Source organism: Deltaproteobacteria bacterium PRO3 (assembly GCA_030263375.1).
Taxonomy (GTDB): Bacteria; UBA10199; UBA10199; order DSSB01; family DSSB01; genus DSSB01.
Genome location: SZOV01000028.1, coordinates 16,631 through 34,642 on the forward strand (window position 1 = coordinate 16,631; position 18,012 = coordinate 34,642).

At 64.6% G+C, this 18,012-nt stretch carries 21 protein-coding genes; 11 read left to right on the forward strand and 10 right to left on the reverse strand.

The annotated features are described in order from the left end of the window. Positions 1-56 precede the first annotated feature (56 nt). Entirely contained in the window at positions 57-545 is a 489-nt protein-coding gene (locus FBR05_06315) for a hypothetical protein (GenBank protein ID MDL1871801.1), read from the reverse strand. Then, positions 542-1,024 carry a hypothetical protein gene (locus tag FBR05_06320; GenBank protein ID MDL1871802.1) on the reverse strand — a complete coding sequence of 161 codons (483 nt, stop codon included), beginning with the start codon at positions 1,022-1,024 and terminating at the stop codon, positions 542-544. The genes FBR05_06315 and FBR05_06320 overlap by 4 nt, the downstream gene beginning before the upstream one ends. A 30-nt stretch (positions 1,025-1,054) precedes the next feature. Between FBR05_06320 and FBR05_06325 the strand changes: the two genes are divergently transcribed. After that, positions 1,055-1,870 (forward strand): symmetrical bis(5'-nucleosyl)-tetraphosphatase, encoded by an 816-nt coding sequence (locus FBR05_06325; protein MDL1871803.1) that lies wholly within the window; start codon positions 1,055-1,057, stop codon positions 1,868-1,870. Here FBR05_06325 and FBR05_06330 read toward each other — a convergent pair. Beyond that, entirely contained in the window at positions 1,857-2,186 is a 330-nt protein-coding gene (locus tag FBR05_06330) for a DMT family protein (GenBank protein ID MDL1871804.1), read from the reverse strand. The two genes, FBR05_06325 and FBR05_06330, sit on opposite strands and share 14 nt — an antisense overlap. A gap of 122 nt (positions 2,187-2,308) precedes the next feature. On the opposite strand from FBR05_06330, the gene FBR05_06335 reads away from it, so the two are divergent. The 6 genes from FBR05_06335 (at position 2,309) to FBR05_06360 (ending at position 7,723) form a co-directional block, all read left to right on the forward strand. Further along, positions 2,309-3,178: an aquaporin gene (locus FBR05_06335; GenBank protein MDL1871805.1), complete on the forward strand. Its 870-nt coding sequence runs from the start codon at positions 2,309-2,311 to the stop codon at positions 3,176-3,178. A gap of 75 nt (positions 3,179-3,253) precedes the next feature. Then, the gene (locus FBR05_06340) at positions 3,254-4,300 is read left to right on the forward strand and encodes a PAS domain S-box protein (protein MDL1871806.1); all 1,047 of its coding nucleotides are present in this window, start codon (positions 3,254-3,256) and stop codon (positions 4,298-4,300) included. Continuing rightward, positions 4,297-4,968 (forward strand): response regulator transcription factor, encoded by a 672-nt coding sequence (locus FBR05_06345; protein ID MDL1871807.1) that lies wholly within the window; start codon positions 4,297-4,299, stop codon positions 4,966-4,968. Before FBR05_06340 ends, FBR05_06345 begins: the two co-directional genes overlap by 4 nt. 341 nt (positions 4,969-5,309) lie before the next feature. Next, complete coding sequence (locus tag FBR05_06350) at positions 5,310-6,350, forward strand: cyclase family protein (GenBank protein MDL1871808.1); 1,041 nt, start codon at positions 5,310-5,312, stop codon at positions 6,348-6,350. A gap of 233 nt (positions 6,351-6,583) precedes the next feature. Then, a complete protein-coding gene (locus FBR05_06355; protein MDL1871809.1) occupies positions 6,584-6,943 on the forward strand; it encodes a hypothetical protein in 360 nt (119 codons plus the stop codon). Positions 6,944-6,946: 3 nt separating this feature from the next. Then, positions 6,947-7,723: a hypothetical protein gene (locus FBR05_06360; GenBank protein MDL1871810.1), complete on the forward strand. Its 777-nt coding sequence runs from the start codon at positions 6,947-6,949 to the stop codon at positions 7,721-7,723. Between the two features lie 223 nt (positions 7,724-7,946). On the opposite strand, the gene FBR05_06365 is transcribed toward FBR05_06360, so the two are convergent. From FBR05_06365 to FBR05_06390, 6 genes are all read right to left on the reverse strand, one after another. Next, positions 7,947-9,377 (reverse strand): hypothetical protein, encoded by a 1,431-nt coding sequence (locus tag FBR05_06365; protein ID MDL1871811.1) that lies wholly within the window; start codon positions 9,375-9,377, stop codon positions 7,947-7,949. Between the two features lie 159 nt (positions 9,378-9,536). After that, entirely contained in the window at positions 9,537-10,085 is a 549-nt protein-coding gene (locus FBR05_06370) for a choice-of-anchor D domain-containing protein (protein ID MDL1871812.1), read from the reverse strand. A gap of 90 nt (positions 10,086-10,175) precedes the next feature. Further along, positions 10,176-10,712 carry a hypothetical protein gene (locus FBR05_06375; GenBank protein MDL1871813.1) on the reverse strand — a complete coding sequence of 179 codons (537 nt, stop codon included), beginning with the start codon at positions 10,710-10,712 and terminating at the stop codon, positions 10,176-10,178. A gap of 183 nt (positions 10,713-10,895) precedes the next feature. Next, on the reverse strand, positions 10,896-11,534 hold the full coding sequence (locus tag FBR05_06380; protein MDL1871814.1) for a YceI family protein: 639 nt from the start codon (positions 11,532-11,534) through the stop codon (positions 10,896-10,898). 106 nt (positions 11,535-11,640) lie between these two features. Further along, positions 11,641-12,063: a CBS domain-containing protein gene (locus tag FBR05_06385; protein MDL1871815.1), complete on the reverse strand. Its 423-nt coding sequence runs from the start codon at positions 12,061-12,063 to the stop codon at positions 11,641-11,643. 60 nt (positions 12,064-12,123) lie between these two features. Then, entirely contained in the window at positions 12,124-13,473 is a 1,350-nt protein-coding gene (locus FBR05_06390; GenBank protein MDL1871816.1) for a serpin family protein, read from the reverse strand. On the opposite strand from FBR05_06390, the gene FBR05_06395 reads away from it, so the two are divergent. Together FBR05_06395 and FBR05_06400 are read left to right on the forward strand one after the other, a co-directional pair. Beyond that, positions 13,460-13,774, forward strand: coding sequence for a hypothetical protein (locus tag FBR05_06395; protein MDL1871817.1), 315 nt, complete (start codon positions 13,460-13,462; stop codon positions 13,772-13,774). The genes FBR05_06390 and FBR05_06395 overlap by 14 nt on opposite strands. Positions 13,775-13,833: 59 nt before the next feature. Further along, positions 13,834-14,994, forward strand: coding sequence for an acyl-CoA desaturase (locus FBR05_06400; protein ID MDL1871818.1), 1,161 nt, complete (start codon positions 13,834-13,836; stop codon positions 14,992-14,994). 21 nt (positions 14,995-15,015) lie between these two features. On the opposite strand, the gene FBR05_06405 is transcribed toward FBR05_06400, so the two are convergent. Continuing rightward, positions 15,016-15,264 carry a hypothetical protein gene (locus tag FBR05_06405; protein ID MDL1871819.1) on the reverse strand — a complete coding sequence of 83 codons (249 nt, stop codon included), beginning with the start codon at positions 15,262-15,264 and terminating at the stop codon, positions 15,016-15,018. Positions 15,265-15,373: 109 nt separating this feature from the next. Between FBR05_06405 and efp the strand changes: the two genes are divergently transcribed. Both efp and FBR05_06415 read left to right on the forward strand, forming a co-directional pair. Further along, the gene (gene efp / locus FBR05_06410) at positions 15,374-15,925 is read left to right on the forward strand and encodes an elongation factor P (GenBank protein ID MDL1871820.1); all 552 of its coding nucleotides are present in this window, start codon (positions 15,374-15,376) and stop codon (positions 15,923-15,925) included. A gap of 113 nt (positions 15,926-16,038) precedes the next feature. After that, positions 16,039-18,012: hypothetical protein (locus tag FBR05_06415; GenBank protein MDL1871821.1), on the forward strand; the 1,974-nt coding region annotated here is incomplete at its 3' end.

Here is an 18,012-nt window from a genome sequence, read left to right on the forward strand (position 1 = left end):
CAGAATTCCAAAACGATCCTCCTTTTAAAGGGCCCCTTCGGGGGCCCTTTAAGTTTTTATAAGCCCCTGCCTTTTTTCACCACCAAGGGATCCAGATAGACGTCCGGGACGCAGACCCCCACTTCCTCCACACGACTCAGCGCCGGCGTATAGGTCGTTTGATGGGTCTCGCTGATCCAACCGCCCTCGGACGCCTTCACGTAGTATTGAAACTTCACCGCCCGCGGGTACCAGAACATCATTGGGATGTAGATATCCGTCGGCTCGCGCTTGCGGAAGCCGGCGAAGGTGATCTGAAAGTCCTTCTGGCCCAGCGGGAGGTTGATCTTGAGGTAGGCCGGGTGCTTTTGAAAATTCATCTGGTAGGCGAGGGTCAGCTCGAGGGGGCGCTCGGACTTATAATCCGGCGGCACCTGCACCTGGCCGTGGAGGCGGATGGTCTGGCAGGACTCGTCGTAAAAATTTCCACGCGCCCCAGACGGGGCGAAGGCGGCGGCCAGGAAGAGGGCTATCGCGAGGCAGGTCTTTCGAAAATCTCGTCTCATCGGCGGCCCACCTTCAAAGTCTCGAGCTGGAGGGCGGTCTGGCAGAGCACCTTCCCGTCCTTTTTAATGCGCTGAGGATGATAAACGCTGCGATGGTACTCGCTTCGTCCCCTGCCGCCGGGCAAGGTCGCGAAATATTGGAACTCGATCTTGTCGGAGAAAAAAAACATCGGGGGGACGAAGATCGCGCCTTGGATATTCTCTTCGAAGCCCGAGAGGACGAAAAAGAACCGCGAGCCTTCGATCGGATAATTGGTCAGCAGGGTCGCGGGCGTCGCCTGGCCCGGCAAACGATAGGTCACGGTGAGCAGCACCGGAGCCCCCGCCTCCATCCCCGCCGGGCGCTCGATCGCGCCGCTCAGGCGCAGCCACTGGCAGGCCGGGCCATAGTCGTCCCAGGGAAAGACCCGCGCCTCGGCGACAGGCGCGGCCAGGCACCAGCACAGCGCCAAGAGCCAAACTTGTCTCGCCCTTCTCATCCCGATTATCCTATATAGAGAATCCCCGCTATGTCCACTTATGCCATCGGCGACATCCAGGGCTGCTTCCTCACGCTGCAAAGGCTGCTCGAGCGCATTGCCTTCGATCCGGCTCGCGACCGCCTCTGGCTGGTCGGCGACCTCGTCAACCGCGGCCCGCGCTCGCTCGAAGTGCTGCGCTGGGCCCGCGGCCTGGGCGAGAGCGTCGTCGCGGTCCTGGGCAACCACGACCTGCACCTGCTGGCCCGTGCCGCCGGGGTGACCCACGCCAGACGCCGCGACAGCCTGGAACAGGTCCTTCAAGCCGCCGACCGCGAAGACTTGCTCGACTGGCTGCGGCATCGGCCGCTGCTGCACCGCGAGGGAGACCACGCCTTGGTGCACGGCGGCCTCGATCCCTCTTGGACCTTGGAAGAGTCGGAAGGCCTGGCGCGCGAGGCCGAAGCCGCCCTGCGCGGCCCGCGTGGCCGCGAGGCCTTGGCCGCGGTCTACGCCGGGCGTCCTGAGCGTTGGGAGGGCTCGGCCACCGGCACGCAGCGCTTGCAATCCACCCTGCACATCCTCACACGGATCCGCGTCTGCCACCCGGACGGCCGCATCGACTTCGCCTTCAAGGGAGAGCCCGAGGCGGCGCCCGAGGGATTCCTGCCCTGGTACGAGATCCCGGGCCGCAAGAGCCGCGGGGCCACCCTCGTCTTCGGCCACTGGGCGGCCCTGGGCCTGCGCCTGATGCCGGGCGCCCTCGCCCTGGACAGCGGCTGCGCCTGGGGCCGGGAGCTGAGCGCCCTGCGCCTGGAAGACCGCGCGGTCTTTCAGCAGCCCTGTCTCGACCTCACCACTTCTTGAAGATGAAGAAGACCGCGGCGACCAGGCAGGCGAAGCCGACCGCGTAATTCCACTTGAAGGGCTCTTTCAGATAAAGCACCGAGAAGATCCCGAAGACGACGAGGGTGATGACCTCCTGGATGGTCTTCAACTGGGCGCCGTTGTACTGGTAAGAACCGATCCGATTGGCCGGCACCTGGAAGCAGTATTCCAAAAAGGCGATGCCCCAGCTGATGATAATAACCTTCCAGAGCGGGACCTCGCGGAACTTGAGGTGCCCGTACCAGGCGAAGGTCATGAAGACGTTGGAAATGGTCAGCAAGATGATGGTCGCCATGGGGCGAGCCCTAAAAAAGGCCCGCTAAAAGCACAAATAAAATCCATTTGGCCTTTTTCGGGCAATTTTGCTAGCTCCCCGCCATCCGCAAATCGACCCCTTCCCTGTTTCGAGGAGGAAATATGTCGCTCACCGCGAAGGAATGCGTCGCCGAGATCCTCGGCACCTTTATCTTGGTCTTCTTCGGCGACATGGCCGTGCACATGGCCGTGCACACCGGCGGCATGGATCTCTGGGGCGTCTCGATGCTCTGGGGACTCGCGGTGGTCATGGCCTGCTACGCGGTCGGCCCCGTCTCCGGCGCCCACCTCAATCCCGCGGTCACCCTCGCGATGGCCTGCTACCGCGGCTTCTCGTGGAAAAAGGTCGTTCCCTACATCGCCAGCCAAGTGATCGGGGCCTTCGGCGCGGCGGCGCTGGTCGCATGCCTCTGGCGGGGCTTCGTCCCCGGCCTCGCGGAGAAGCTGGGCGTCGTCATCGGCCAGCCCGGCTCGCAAAAGATCATGATGGCCTTCAGCTGTTTCTTCCCCAACCCCGGCATGATCGGCGTCGACGCGGCCTCCTGGGCCAAGGTCACGCCCGGCATCGCCTTCACCGTCGAGGCCGCGGCGACGGGCGTCCTGGTCTTCATGATCCTGGCCCTCACCGAGGACCGCCACGAGGGCGCGCCGAAGTCGAACCTGGTCACCTGGTTCATCGGCCTCCTGGTCGCCGCCCTGGTCGGCGTCACCGCGCCGCTGACCATGACCTGCCTCAACCCCGCCCGCGACTTTGGGCCCCGCGTCTTCGCCTACCTGCAAGGCTACGGCTCGATCGCCTTCCCTGGCCCCCGGGGGGTCGAGTGGTGGCTCTACATCGTCTCGCCCATCGCCGGCGCGATCCTGGGCGGCGCGCTCTACGAGCTGGCCCTGCGCCCGCTCTTCGGCAAGGTCGACTTGAAGCCGAACCAGGGCCTCGACCTCCCCAGCGGCGGCAGCAACGTCAAGGGTTAGCCCCTCCGAATCTGAGCTTGAAAATCCTGCCGCGGCCCGGGAATATATCCGAAATATTCCTATTCCGGGGCACGCATGAAAAAATCCGCCGGTATCTTGGGTACCCTACTCAACGCGCCGGAGGTCATGATCTGGATGACCGACGAGCGGCATCTCTGCGTCTACGTCAATGCCGCGGTCCTGAACTACACCGGAAAAAAGGCGCACGAGATGATGGGGCTCGATTGGATGTCCATCGTCCACCCCGACGACCTCGAGATGGTCCGGCGCAACCATGCCGAGGCGAGGAGACGCCCCCATAATTTTCGGCAGGAATACCGAGTCGTCGCGCCCGGAGGCGAGCCGCGCTGGGCCCTGGATCTTTCCATCGCCCGCTTCGACCGGCGAAAGAAATTTCTCGGCTATATCGGGGTGGTCACCGACATCACCGAGCAGAAGCGGGAAGAGCTGCAACTGCGTTCCGAGCGCCGCGCCTTGGAGCGGCAGGTCCTCGAGATCGCGGATCGCGAGCAGCGCCGCCTCGGCCAAGACCTCCACGACGGGCTTTCGCAGCGCCTCTTGGCCCTTGCCTTGAAATGCGGCCTGCTCGAGGAAAGCCTTTCGCGAAAAAATCCCCGGGAGGCCGCCGCCACGGGCCGGATCTTGGCCGAGGTCAACCGCGCCATCCAAGAGACGCGCGAGATCTCCCGCAGCCTGGCGCCCGTCGCCCTCGGCAAAAATCGCCTGGGCCCCGCGCTGCAGGAGCTGTTCCATTTCGTCCGCAATCAATTCCGCGTCGCCGTCCGGGCCCGCGGCCTCCCGCGCGACTTCGGCCTGGACGCCGACTCCTCGGTCCATCTCTACCGTATCGTGCAGGAAGCCCTGACCAACGCCGTCCGCCATGGCCGCGCCAAGCGTATTGAAGTTTCCGTGCGAAAAGGAAAAAATGGCGGCCTGACCCTGAAGGTCCGCGACCGCGGCAAGGGCTTGCCGCGCCGGATCGGCGCCGGAGGGATGGGACTCGCCACCATGCGTTACCGCGCCGAATTGCTGGGCGGAAGTTTCGAGCTCCGCAATGCCGCCGGCGGCGGCGCCGAGCTGAGCCTGACCCTGCCCACGTCGAAACGAAGGAGCCCGCGATGAGCGCCCAAAAGATCTCCAAACCCAAGGCCGAGCCGACCTCCGTCCTGGTGGTCGACGACCACCCCGTCGTGCGCCAAGGCCTCGCGCAGGCCTTGCGCCGCAGCCGCGAATTCAAGGTCTGCGGCCTCGCCGCCGACGCCGAGGGCTGCTGGCGGGCCCTCGAGTCCGAGCGCCCGCGGCTTTTGCTCCTCGACCTGTCCTTGGGCGGCGCTTTGGCCTTCGACCTCATCCGCCGCGCCCGCCGCGCCTATCCCGAGCTCGGCATCCTCGTCATCTCGATGCAAAATGAGGCCTTCTTCGCCCAGCAGGCCATGGACGCGGGCGCCGACGGCTACATCATCAAGGAGGAGGCCACGGCGCGCATCCTCCATGCCTTGCGCCGCGTCCGCGAACGCAAGACCTATATCAGCTTTCCCGTAATGAAGAAGATGCTCTACCAATACGCGGAGGAAGGGAAAGGCAAGGACCCGGTCCGCAAGCTGAGCGCCCGCGAGTTTCAGGTCTTCCGGATGCTGGGCGAGGGTCGCAGCAGTCGGGACATCGCCAAGGAGCTCGCCGTGGGGATCAAGACCGTCGAGACCTATTGCGCGCGGGTGAAGCAGAAGCTCCAGCTGCAAAGCGCGAAGGAGCTCTTGAAGCACGCACTGCGCTGGCAGCCCCGGCTGTAGGGTTTTCACCGACAGCCTCTTCCCGCCCTCCCTTCAATCTCTCCTCGGTTTCGGCCCCAAGGACGTTTTTCCGAAAAAAAATCCACCTCCTCCCGTGTCGGGTTTTCACGGACGCCGCCCGGACTTCTCTTGCCGCCTGACGGCGCGCGAATTTCTCCGTCGAGGAATTTGCCGCGCCAGCTGCGACTCTCCGCCGGCAAATTCTCCTTTACAAGCCGCGGGGCGCCTCCGTCCGCGGCGGCGGGCGGCGACGTGGCGCCCTCGCCACCGCGCACCACCGCTTGACCCTCGCGGGGACTCCTCGACAATGTCCGAAACATCCAAACACGGGGAGGTACAAAATGCTGAAGCGAAAATTCGCCGCGCTCTTATCCGCGCTCACCCTCACGCTGGCCGCCGGCACCGCCGCGGCCTCGGGCCTGCAGACGCCCCTGCCGCCCTGGGGCCCGGACGACGAGGCGGGCAACAGCAACACGCAGGGCTATTCCACTTATTTCCGGGCAGCCCTGCAAATGCTCCGGCCCGGCGCCAAGGCCTATCGCCTGGCCCATCTCTTCTCCGGCAATATGCCCCAATCGCCCTTCGCGGCACCCTGGGAACAGAGCTCCAATCCCACCGCATTCATCCCACCCTTCCTGCACGCCGCCAACAGCGAGATCATCTCCGGCGACATCGGGAACCAGGGCACCCAGATGGATGGCCTCGGCCACTTCGGCTACAAGCCCGATGCGAGCAGCGACGAGGTGCTCTATTACAACGGCTTCACGCAGGAGGAAGTCAAAGGACCCGACGGTCTATTGAAGCTGGGCATCGAGAAAAGCAAGCCGATCGTCACCACCGCGATCCTGCTCGACGCGCAGAAACACCTGAACGGCGGGGTGCCGATGAGCGCCGGCCAGCTGATCACCGCCGACGACATCGAGTACATGATCGCCGCGCAGCGCCTGCGCCCGCTGCTCCCGGGCGACGTGCTCTTCATCTACACCGGCTGGAGCGAATTGTGGGAGGACGACAACCCGAACCCCTTCCAGACCCAGTACTACAGCGCGGGTCCGGGTCTGTCCTACGACGCGGCCCTGTACCTGGAGGAGAAGGTCGTGACCCTGGTCGGTCTCGACAATCCCTTCACCGATCCGGTGAACCAGGGATTCCTCCAGGGCCAGGCCCCGCCGCCGGCCGGCACGCCGCCGGGCCTGCCCTTCGCCGTGCACCACCACAACCTGACTCAGGCAGGGATCTACCAGATCCAAAACGTCAATCTGAAGGCCTTGGCGCAAAACCGCGTCTATCTCTCGGCGGTCTTCATCTCGCCGCTGCCGATCCGCGGCGGCTCCGGCTCGCCGGTGGCCCCGATCGCGATCGGGGCGCCCTGGCCCTTCTAGCAAGATTCCGTCAAGCCCGAGGCCCGGGGTGAACCATGGTGGCGCGCCCCGGGCCTTTTTTTGCCTTTGTTCACACTTCGAGAAGTTCCCCAAAAGAAAACAGGCGGAAGAGTTTGGGCAGAGCCATATTTACCCCTGGATATTATTGATATTTATCGCAGAGGCCGCTTCGAGGACTTTGGCATGAAGACTGCTTACTAGACTCAGGAAGCATTGTTGATAGGAGGACCTTCATGTCGACCCAACGCATCCCCGCCCCCTTCGCCACCGCGCTCCTTGCCGCCGAAGGCGGCGACTTTCAGTCCCTTCGCGCCGCGGCTTCGCAGCTCCCTCAGGCCGTTTCCTCCGCAGACAGCGGATTCGAAACGGCCCGGCCCCGGCTGGTCGGAGAGATTCGCAGCACGCGAGCGGGAATTTGGGGCGGCAACGACGGCAAGGCCCTCCTCCAAAATTTTAAAAACGGAAAAGACTCCTCGGCTCCCGCGGGCAAGCTGGACAACGGCGAATCGGGACAAGAAGAGGTCGACGGTTTTGAAGGACGCTTCCGCTTTTCCGTCCCCCAGCCCCAGCCTAGGCCCAAGCTGGACATTTAAGTCATGCCCTTACCCATCCTCGCCGGCGTCGTTTTGCTGGGGGCCCTTGCGGGCCTGACCGGCGGCTGCGCCGCACGACATCCAGAAAGCGAGACGCCGAAGGAGCCGTCGGGCGCTCCCGGCGCCGAGGCCTTGGCGAAAGCGCCGCGGGAAGTCTCCGACCCATGCCCCTCGGACCGGGAGATCCCGGTCGAACGCGGCGCCTTTTTCAGCGGGGCCTCGCGACCTTTGGACGTGCACGGCGACCTCAAGGCCCTGCGCCGACTGAATCCTCGATTCCTCTGCGGCCTAGAGCGCATCACCGTCTACCCCTTCACCGACGCCCTCGGAAATCCCTGCGAGATCGAGTCGAAAAAAGTGCGCGGCTGCTACGACCCGCCGCGCAAAATGATCTACATCGATGAGGTGGACTACGACTCCCATGTCCTGTTCCATGAGGTGGGCCACCATCTCGAGCGCTCGGCAGGGCGTTATTTGCATTTGGATTGGAACAATTATTTTTCGGAGTTCCTTGACTTCTCATGGCGCCACGATCGCGCCCAGGGGACCCTCAAGCCCCGCAAAGCCCACGGCGACCTCCTCTTTGCCACGGCCTACGCCACGGTCAGCCCCCGGGAGGACTTCGCCGAGACCTTCGCCGCGGCGGTCGCGCAGCGCCTGAAGACGGAGGGCTATATCCCGAGATCCGACATATCCGGCAGCGAGCCGGAACCGCTCCAACAAAAAATCCGCCACGTCTCCCAGCTGTTTCGGCCGGATCCTCTCGATATCGGAAATTGAGAAATTGCAACCTCGGCTCCCCTAAAAAAACAACCCCCGGCTTGCGGCCGGGGGTTGTCGGAAGGGGATAGGTTATGGTTTTTCAAACGTCTATCAGGCTGTTGAAAAACTTGTTTTATTCCTGCCGGAGTGAATCCGGCTCCATACACCGCCCAAAAATCCTTCGGATTTTCGGGGCCCGCCAATCCGCCTGCGGCGGCTTGGCCCAACCACCGGTGGTTTTTCAACAGTTGTTGCGGCGGCGCAGGAGAGGGAGGGCCAGCGTCAGCCAGGCCAGGTCCCAGCCGGGGGTCGCGGTCGCCGTCGCGGACAGGCTGCAGCCCGCCCAGCCGCTGCCCGAGCTGCTGGGGCTCAGACCCTCGCCGGGCACCACGCCCTTGTTCGCGGCGTCCTCGCCGTCTTGCGGGGCGTCCGTGGCCTCCGGCTCGTCGGTGGGCACCGGCTCGAAGTGAGGGATCGCCAGATCCGTCGGACCGTCGAAGCCGGCCTTCGGAGGCTTGGGGGCTAACTTCATCCCGCCGGCCTGCACCGTCGTGAACATCTCGATCTTAGCCACCTCGCCCGACTGCACGATCGAGGTCTTACCGTCCGGCAAGGCAAACTGCTGGGAAGCGCCAGAGCTTTGGTAGCCGGCCGCGCCGCCGGAGGAAACGATCGCCACCGTGGTATCCTCCGCCAAGGTGATCCAATCGCCGCCGTTGACCTGCACCGACTTTAGGGGACGGTCCGCGGCGATGCGAGAAATCTGCAGCAGAGAACCGTTGTTGCCCTCGGTCGCGGAGAAGGCGAAGTCTTGGCCTTCCGCGCCGCCCTTCACGCGGACCACATCGCCGGCGCGCAGCGGGAGCTTGAAATGGTTGTCGCCCTGCGGGCCGACGTCGAACTTCGCGGTGAAGCTCAGCTCGCCGACCGCCGCGGTCTGGCCCAGGGCGGGCCCGGCCTTCTTCACCTCGGCCAGGTGGTAGAGCAGCTTCCCGTCGGTCGCGAGGAACTTGTGCGCGGGCGCGGCCTCGACCTTCAGCTGGAGGCTCTGCCCGGCGGAAAGGCGCAGGAACAGCGCCTCGTCCGCGGCGATCCCGTGCTTGTCGTTCTCCGCCGCCAATCGATAGGAGACCTGGCCGTGGACGGTGGCGATCTCCAGGCCTTGATCGAGGTTGATCCGAGCGAGGGTCCCCTCGAATTGATCGGGACGCGTCACGACCAAGCCGTGCTCGAAACAGGTCTTGCCCGGGCCCTCGCCGTGCGCGATCCCCGGTCCGGGCTCGTCGCCGCCGACGCAGCGTTGATAGTTAAAGCCCTCGTGGTTGACCAAGCGGATCAGCAATCCGCCCTGGGCGCTGCGCTCCACCAGCAGTTCCGCCGTCTTGGCCTTGTCGCCGCCGGTGGTGTTGCTGAGGGTGACGGAGTCGCCCGCCGCCATGTCCCGCTCGATCGGTATCTCGATCCCACCCGTAAAGCTGTAGTCCGGCGGAAAGCTCAGCCGGGTCGCGTCCTTGGCCCCCAGGCCGGGTTGCAACAGGACCTGAGCGCCCGCGTAGGCGGTATAGGGTCCCACAGTCTGTTTCGCGGCATGGCTGCTGGCTAAAAATCCCAGAGACGCCAGCGCGAGACCGGCGATCCATGCGGTGTTCTTCAAGGTATTTCCAAACGACATAAAAGCCTCCTTCGAATGTCGAATGGAGTAGATTGCACCGCATGTGCCAGAGGGAGCCTAAGAAACAGGCCATTGATATTATTAGATTTTTACAGAAATCCCTTCACTTATCGGGGGGTGGGGCCCATAAATCGGAAATTTCGTGAAGTGGATAAAGACCTATCTGGGGGCGCGCCACCGGCCGACCGCTAGGGTCGCCAGGGGCAGCAGGAAGAGCCAAAGGCCGGAGGCCCCGGGCATGGCCCCGCCTAGGGAACAACCGCCGGTGTCGGGCTCGGGGGCCTCGCCCAGAAAACGGGCGTTTACGGAGAGGTCGACCTGGCCGTTGGGGGTAAAAGAGACGCTGGCGGAAGACGATTCGGGAAAGGTCGGCGCGTAGGTGACTACCATCGTGCAGAAGTCGTCGGGCGCGATCGTCGGGTTTTGACTGCCGCAGGGTTGAGAGCCCCCGTTGACGTCGATGGAAAAGCTGGCGTCGCCGCTGGCGGTGAAACCGGTGATGGGCAGGGGCGCCGCAGTGAGATTGGAGAGGGTGATTTCTTGGGACTCCGAGGCGCCGACCTCGACGGTCCCGAAATCGATCAAGATGGGGGTCACGTCCAAGACGGGGGTCTGCGCCCGCGCGGCCGTCGCCCAGAGTCCGAAGAGACAGAGAGTCAAGAGACGAATCGTGTTCATATCCGTCCCGTAGCAAAGAACGCCGTCCATTTCAAACAAGCTTTTGGGAATTTCTTGCCGACGCGGCGGACCGTCGCTGGCAAAAACCGAGGCCCTGGGCCGGCAGGCCTCCGCCCCGCCTCAGAAGAGATACTGGCCTTGGGCGTCCTTCTTCACCCCGCCGATGCCGATATTGGGGAAGACCTTGAATTTGATGACGAGACTCAAGGCCGCGATCAGCAGCAGGAAGGCCCCGTCAATCAAGGCGCCGACCAGGTCGCCGTCATAGCGCCGCAGGATCTGCGTCAGGCCGAGCAGGCAGAAGATGGGGATGAGCAGGTAGATCTGTCCACTGAAACGGTAAACTTCGACGGCACAGGCGACCGGAATAAGGAGTCCCAGCAGCGCCACGCCGAGGGCGGGAAGCACGCCGAAGTCCTGGAACATCGCGAAGACCGAGAGCAGCTTCGAGAGGGCCGCAAGGAGCAAGAGGACGAAGAGCACGGTGTTGAGGACCCGGTACTTCGCCCGCAGCTCCGGGGTGGGGATGTTGGCGATCGCCACCGCCAGTTTCACCGGCCGCCGGATCTGGTCTTTGAGGGAATCGTAGACTTGGCGCCGGTCCTGGCCCGCGTGGACGGCCTCGCGGGCACGTCGGTAGATCTCGGAGTTTCCCATCCCCCATTCGTAGCGCATCCCGGAAAAAACCGCCAGCGTCCCTTCTTCCGATTCCGGCCCGCGCTCTTGGCGGGCGGCAAGGCCTTGGAGCAGCTCTGGCTCTTCCTCGTCGTGCCTTCGGTCGCGGGCATCGCGAGGGGCCTGCTGTTTCGGCTGAAGGCCTTGGGAAAATAAGGGTCGGGCCTAGCGGAGAGCGACGAGGTTGAAGGAGATCTTCACCTCGTCGGCGACGCGCAGGGCGCCGCCCTGGTAGGCATAGGACTTAATCTTGAATTCCTTCTGGCTGAGCGTCGCCTCGCCGGCGGCCTCGAGGCGGTTGCCGCGCACCTGGACGGAGGCGCGCAGCGGCACCGAACGCGTCACGCCGTGGAGCGTGAGGTGGCCCTGCACGTCGACGTCGTAGCGGCCTTCTCCCGTCTTCCAGACCTGGACGCGGTCGCTGACGTATTCGATCTGGGGGAATTTCTCGCTCTGCAGCACCTTTTCGTGAGTCCGCATCTCGATGTTCATGCGGTCCTGCTCGGTGGCCTGGCTCTTGAGCGCCAGGGTCTGGGACTTGACCTGGAGCTTCACGGAGGAGGCGCCGGACTCCTTGGGGTCGAAGCGAATTTCGCCGGAGTAATCCCTCACCTCGAAGGTCAAATTTCTCCCGAATTTCTTGAAGAGGCCCGAGACGCCGGTGTTGACCAAAAAGCCGCTCTGCTTGGGGTCGATCTTATAGGCGCCGGCCTGGGCCCGGAGAGCGGCGGGCGCCCCGATCAGGCCCAAGGCGAGGCCGAAGAGGGCCAGGCAAAAAATCCGTCGATGCATCCATACTCGCATGATTCGTCCCTCGAATATTGCGGAGCGCCCAGGCCCTTATCGCGCGGCGCGGGGCGGCGTTGCGGGGAAAGTCCCTAAAGGTTGAGGGGATGTCAAGCCGCCCGATTCAGCTTTGGATGTAGTTCTTGAGGAAGAGGTTCTCTTCCTTGATCTGGTCGGTGAGCCATTCGAGGATGTTCCGCATCGTCACCACCCCGACCAGGCGGCCGTCCTCCTCGATGGGGATGTGCCGGCACTTGGTCTCCTCCATCTTCTTGAAGCAGGCCTCGACCGTCTCATGGACCGAGACCGTCTTCAAACCCTGGGACATGACCTGGGAGAGGGGGGTCTTTTGCGGGTCGAGGCCCCTGGCCACCACGCGGTTGAGTAAGTCGCGCTCGGTGAAGATCCCCAGCGGACGGTCGCCCTCCAGGACGATGACGCTGCCGATCAGGTGCTCAGCCATTTTCTTGCTGGCCTCGAGGACCGTCGCGGAAGGGGGGAGCGTGACGACGTCCGTCTTCTTCACCAGGGACTTGAGGTGGCTCATGGGACCTCCTTTGCCGATCCAAGGCCTAGGATAGCGAAAACGCCGCGCCCTGGCGAGGGATTACTGCGGCGCGACGATCGCTCCCAGGAAGAGGACGAGCCCCGTCGCCCCGTCCTCGATGGCGGCGACGAAGGGCCGGTCCACCACCATCGTGAAGGGGGCCTCCGGGGGCGGCGGGGCCGAGCCCGCCAACATGGTGATGGCCGTCGCGGCCGCGGCTTCGGTGCCTTCCTCGCTCACCTCGACGAAGGTCTTGTGAAACACCGCGCTGATCTTGACCCACCAGCCAGGCGGGACCTGGGCGAGCTTTCGAAAATCGGCGTGATCGGTGAAAGGCAGATCCATGCCCATCCCCTTCAGGATCGGGGAGAGCTCGGCGGCGTATTCCGCCTTGAAGCGAGGCAGGACAATCTTGCCGGGTCGCTCCTTCAGGCCCGAGACCAGGTTGCGCCAGCGGCCGGCGTCCAGTCCGGCCAGCAGGGCCTTCAGGCCGGAGCCCTTCGCCGGCAGGAGCACGATCATGCCCAGGCGGCCCGAGCCGTAGGGCAGGCGTATCGCCTGCAAGGCCGCGTCCTCGTAATATCGGAAGCGCGCCGAGCGGCTCATCATCGGGTGCGGCTTGGCGGAGCCGTCGAGGAGGTAAAAGGGCTGCGGCGCGGTGGCGGCCTTGGGGAAGGGCTTTTCCCAGAGCCCCTTGAAATAGATCGCGTTGACCAGGACCAAAATGGTTTGGGGCGTGATGTTCTCGGGCCTGAGGATGGTTGGAATCTTGCCGCGGGTCTTCTCGTTCACCCAGGCATTGACCGTCTCGGCGCTCTCGAGGGCGGCGAGCTTGGCGGCGTAGTACTGCCGCACGGGCTCGAGGAAGGCGGGCAGGAAAGACACCCCGGCCTTGCCGAAGAGGCCGTTGGCGATCGCGATCTCGACCTTGGGGTCGGCCGACTCGAGGGACTGCCGCAGGGCCAGGTTCGCGGCGTTGAGCTGGGCGAGGCTCAGGCCGCCCGTCTCCAAGGCCTTTGCCATCGCCTCGAGGGTCAAGCCGTCGGCGCCGTTCAGCAACATGTCGAAGGCCCAGGCGATGCTGGCGGGGGAGATGAAGAGGTTTTCCGCCGGCTTGGGGCCGGCGAGATTTTCCGCGGCCAGGCGGGAGAAGAGGGAAAAACCGAAGCGGTTGACGGAGTCCGCGACCTGGGCCGCCTCCGCGGGCGCCGCGGCCGCGCGGGCACCGGCAAATATCCAGGAGATCAGGGCTATCGCCAAGAGACCACGCAGGGTTTTCATAAAACCTCCTTTTCCTCGAGCGTCGGGAAATCTATTCCAAATCCCCGAAAATCGTGAGAAAAATTTACGAATCATGGTCGAACTGCTTATTTTTGTCGGAATTTTCCTGCTGATCGTGGGAATCGCCATTTACTCGATCGTCAAGCGCGGGCTCGACCTCAAGAAACTGGCGGCCGAGGGCACGGCGACAACCGGCAAGATCGTCGCCAAGGAATACCGCAAGGTCGGCAAGGGCCGCCGCTCTCCGACCCTCACCTATGAGTTTCAGGATGCCTTGGGGACCTCGCACCGGCGCACGATCCACGTCGCAACCTCGGTCTACGAGGCCCACCAGCCCGGCGGCCCCATCGCGGTGGTCTACCTCCCCGACCGACCCCAGACCAACGCAGCGCAATATATGGTCGACCAAATTCGCGGCGTCGCCCATTGAAAGCCCGCTTGCGCCCGTGCGACAATCCGCTTGTGGAAAACCCGCAACCGGGTTACGCGATGCATCCACATTTGCTCGGGGTTTTCGTGATTGCGACTTTGAAAAAGATCCAGTGGTTGACCGTCCCGGTCCTGACTCTCACCCTCTTCGGCGGCCTCATCGGCCTGGCGTTCTACATCCCGCGCCACGGCATCCACCCGCTCGAGCCGATCTTCTGCGCGGGCTTCGTCTTCGTGGTCGCGATGGTCGTCTCCGGCGGCTATCACCGTTACTTCGCCCACAAGGCCTTCCAGTGCCATCCGGCCCTCAAGCTCTTCTACCTGATCGTCGGCTGCGCGGCGCTTCAACAGTCCGCGCTGGTCTGGGCCTCCGACCACCGCTGCCACCACCGCTACGTCGACACGGACAAGGATCCCTACAACGCCAAGAAGGGCCTGTGGTGGTCCCACATCGGCTGGCTGCTGGCCGAGGACCCCGCCAGCCGCAAGAACCTGCTGCGCAACGCCCCCGACTTGGCCCGAGACCGCTGGGTCATGTGGCAGCACAAGTATTGGATCTGGATCTCACTGCCCCTGGCGATCGGCCTGCCCTTGCTGATCGGCTTTCTCATCGGACGGCCGATGGGCATGTTCCTCTGGGGGGTGCTGCTGCGCATCGCGATCACCCACCACACGACCTTCACGATCAACTCGCTGGCCCACCGCTTCGGCAGCCAGCCCTATTCCGACGCCTGCACGGCGCGGGACGTCTGGTGGCTGGCCCCCATCCTCTGCGGCGAGAACTACCACAACTACCACCACTGCTTTCAAAGCGACTACCGCAACGGGGTGCGCTGGTACCATTGGGACCCGACGAAGTGGGCGCTGTGGACGCTGGCCAAGCTGCGCCTGGTGAAGGGCCTGAGGCGCACGCCCCAGCACCTGATCTTGAAGGCGCGCCTCGAGATGGAATTGAAGCGGGTCCCGGCCCCGGCTCCGGTCTACGACCGCCTGTTGGCGCTGCGCCAGACCCTGCTCGACGCGGCCGAGCTCTACGCGAAGGCGCGCAAAAATTACTACGAGTTCAAGCGCAGCACCGCCGACCGCTCCCGCGAGTCGCTGCTCGCCGCCAAAGAAAATCTCCGCGCCCGGCGCGAGGCCTTCGAGGCCCGCCTGAGCGAGTGGCGCGAGACCGTCCGCCTGGCCTTCCGCGGCTTGGCGTCCTCCGGCGGCATTTCCTAAAAACGATCCTGGTCGCGAATGCTATTCCTTGCTTTTCAAGGCCGCGTCGTTGGCCTTGAGAAAGGCCCGGATGTCGTCGGCCAGGTCGAGGAGCTTGGCCCACTGCTCTTTGTAGAGGGTGACGGGGAAGCGGCCGAGGCCGTAGACCGAGAGGGCCCCCTTCTCGCTGACCTTGAGGGACAGGCCCCGCGCCGAGGTCTTTTTCAGCGCGGCGTTCTCCGCGCGCAGCTTTTCCAATTCCGCCTTGATGTCTTCGTTGTCCTGGCTCATGGCAAACTCCTTTTCTGCCGCGATCATGCCCAGGCCGCCGCCGGGGCGCAAGCGATAAAGCCTTAGTCCTTGGGTTGCGCTGGGGATGCGACTGGGTTAAGGAGCCCGCATGATCAACGCGACCCAAATCCGCTCCGGCCTCTGCCTCAAGATCGACAACGAGCTGTTCAGCGTCCTCAAGGTCCAGCACGTCACGCCCGGCAAGGGCAACGCCGTGGTCCAGACCGAGCTGCGCAACCTGCGCACCGGCATCAAGATCAACCAGCGTTTCCGCTCCACCGAGACCGTCGAGGAGGTCGAGCTCGTCACCCGCAAGATGAACTTCCTCTATCAGGACGGGGCCGCTTACCACTTCATGGACCCCGAGACCTACGAGCAGATCGAGCTCTCCGAGACGATGCTCGGCGACGCCATCCGCTACCTGAAGCCGGAGGCCCAGATCACCGTGTTCCGCCATGGGGAGCGCCCGGTCAGCGTCAGCCTGGCCGCCCGCATCGCCTTCGAGGTGACGGCTTGCGACCCGCCGACCAAGGGCTTCGCCGGTGCCACCAAGGACGCCACCCTCGAGAACGGCAACGTCGTCAAGGTCCCCCTCTTCATCAAGCCGGGAGACGTGATCGTCGTGGATACGGAGAACAATTCCTACCTAGAAAAGGCTTGAGTTTGGCCTGTCCGCCCTCCGCCTTCCCCCCATTGACATTTTTCGCCAAACCTGCGAGTCCGCCCCTACCAAGGTTTTTCGGGTAATCGCATCATCTTTGTAGGGAGTTCCGAATGCTGTTACCCGGTCTTTTCGATCGTTCCGTTTCCCCGCGCCACACGACAATACACGACCCCGAAACCCTCGAGCCTTCGAGCCGTGCGGCCCTGCGCCGCGCCCTGGGCGAGGCTGGATACGCGGAATACCGCTCTATCTTGTCCGACCCTGAGGCGGAGCTCCGCGCCGAAGCCCTGCTTCATTTCGCCCGCCGTCAGGAGCTATCCGGCAACCTCGCGGTGGCCTCGGAGCTTTACCAGGGCCTCGATGCCGCTGACGCGGAGGTTCCGGCGAACATCGCCGCCCGGGCTCGATCCCAGCGCGACGCGATTCTCGGCGTCGGCGACGGCGGGCGGCGTGCCGAATTCCTGCTGCGCCGCCTCGCCCTCGAGGCCTGCGACCCGGCCGGCATCGCCGGCATGGTCCTCGCCGGCGGCGTCTTCCGCGTCACGCGCCTGGCCGCGCTCGGCCGCCTGGCGGCGACGCCTTCCCTAGGAATGATCTCCCGCGGCTTTCTCGCCCGCGCCGCCGCCTCGACCGCGGCCTTCGCCCTCGAGGCCCCCGCCTTCACGCTGGGCGCGCGGGCGGCGCACCAGGTGCTGGGCCGCGAGGTCGACTGGAGCGGCCGCGCCCTGGCCAGGGATATTGCGTCGAGTTATTTGGTGTTGGGGGGATTGAAGGTCGCAGGCTGGGCCGGAGGGGCGGCGTATCGCCATCTTGCGGGATCCGCAGGGACCCTTCGCGAAGGGCCCCTCCAGCTGCTGTTCCAGCAGGGCGGGATGTTCGGAGGCATCCTCTTCGGCCACTGGCTCGAGGCCGAGGCGGGCTTGAGGCCGCGGCAGTCCGGCGCCACCACCCTCGTCGATTCCCTGGCGATGCTCGCGCAATTTAACGTGGCCGGTCGCCTCGCCTCGCGGGCCCTGGGCGAAGGCTTCCATGCGCGGGAGCGTGCCCTGGACCTGCAAACCGAGGCCCTGGCTCGTTCCCTTCCCTGGATACGTCCCCTCGCCCCCCGTCTCGCGCCGCAGCCGGCCTTCGCCGGGGTGGGCACCGAGGCCGCATCGTCCGGCGCCGTCCACGACCTGATCCGTGGGGCACAGATCCTGCAAATGTCCATCTTCAAGGACAGCAAGGGCTCGCGCGGCCCCGAGCCGACGGGCGCCCGCGAGTCCGGCGTCACGCGCAGCGCCGAGCCGAGGGTCTCTCCCGAGGCCATGACCGAGGAGGTCGATTTTTTCCTGAGGGGGGTCGAAAACCCCGAGCTGGGCCTGCGCGCCTTCCTCGATTCCCTGCCGATCGCCGCGGCGGTCGCGCGCATCAAGGGCGAGGAGGGCTTCGGCCGCATTTTCGTCGTGAACCAAAAATTCACCGAACTCTTCGGCTACACCGAGCGCCAAGCCGGGGAGCACCCGATCACCCATTTCTTCAGCTTAAAATCGGCTCCCTTCATCGCGGCGCGCATCTGGACCATCCTGCGGGGCGGCATCTTCCAGGCCACCAAGATGGATTTCCTCTGCCGCGACGGCAGCTATCGCCAGATTTGGGGAAGCGGGGTGGTGCGGAGCGTCTACGGCGAGACGCTGGCCTTCGGCTTTTACCAACCGCGGGACGAGAGCCAAACGACCCAGCCGCCGGTACTCGCGCCGCTGAAGGTCTTTCAGGCCGCCGACCCCGCCCGGCTGCCGTCCCGGGACGCGCAGGGGTTTTTCGAACTGCGCTCCACGATCGAGCTCAGCCTGCAGCTGACCAATCCGGACTCGCCCCTGATTCGCCATTTTTTGGAAAATGATTTGAATGTCCGCGTGACCGTTCCGGACAATTACGCCACCCAGAGTTATGCGGAATCCCTGACGCGGGGCTTGAATCTCTTGGGCCGCCGGACCCAGATCCCAGCCGGCCGGCGCTTTTCGGTGGAGCTGGTCGACAGTTCGGGACGACGCCACAGCTTTTTGCAGTGGCTGAAACGGCCGGATGGATTCGTTCCCAGCGAG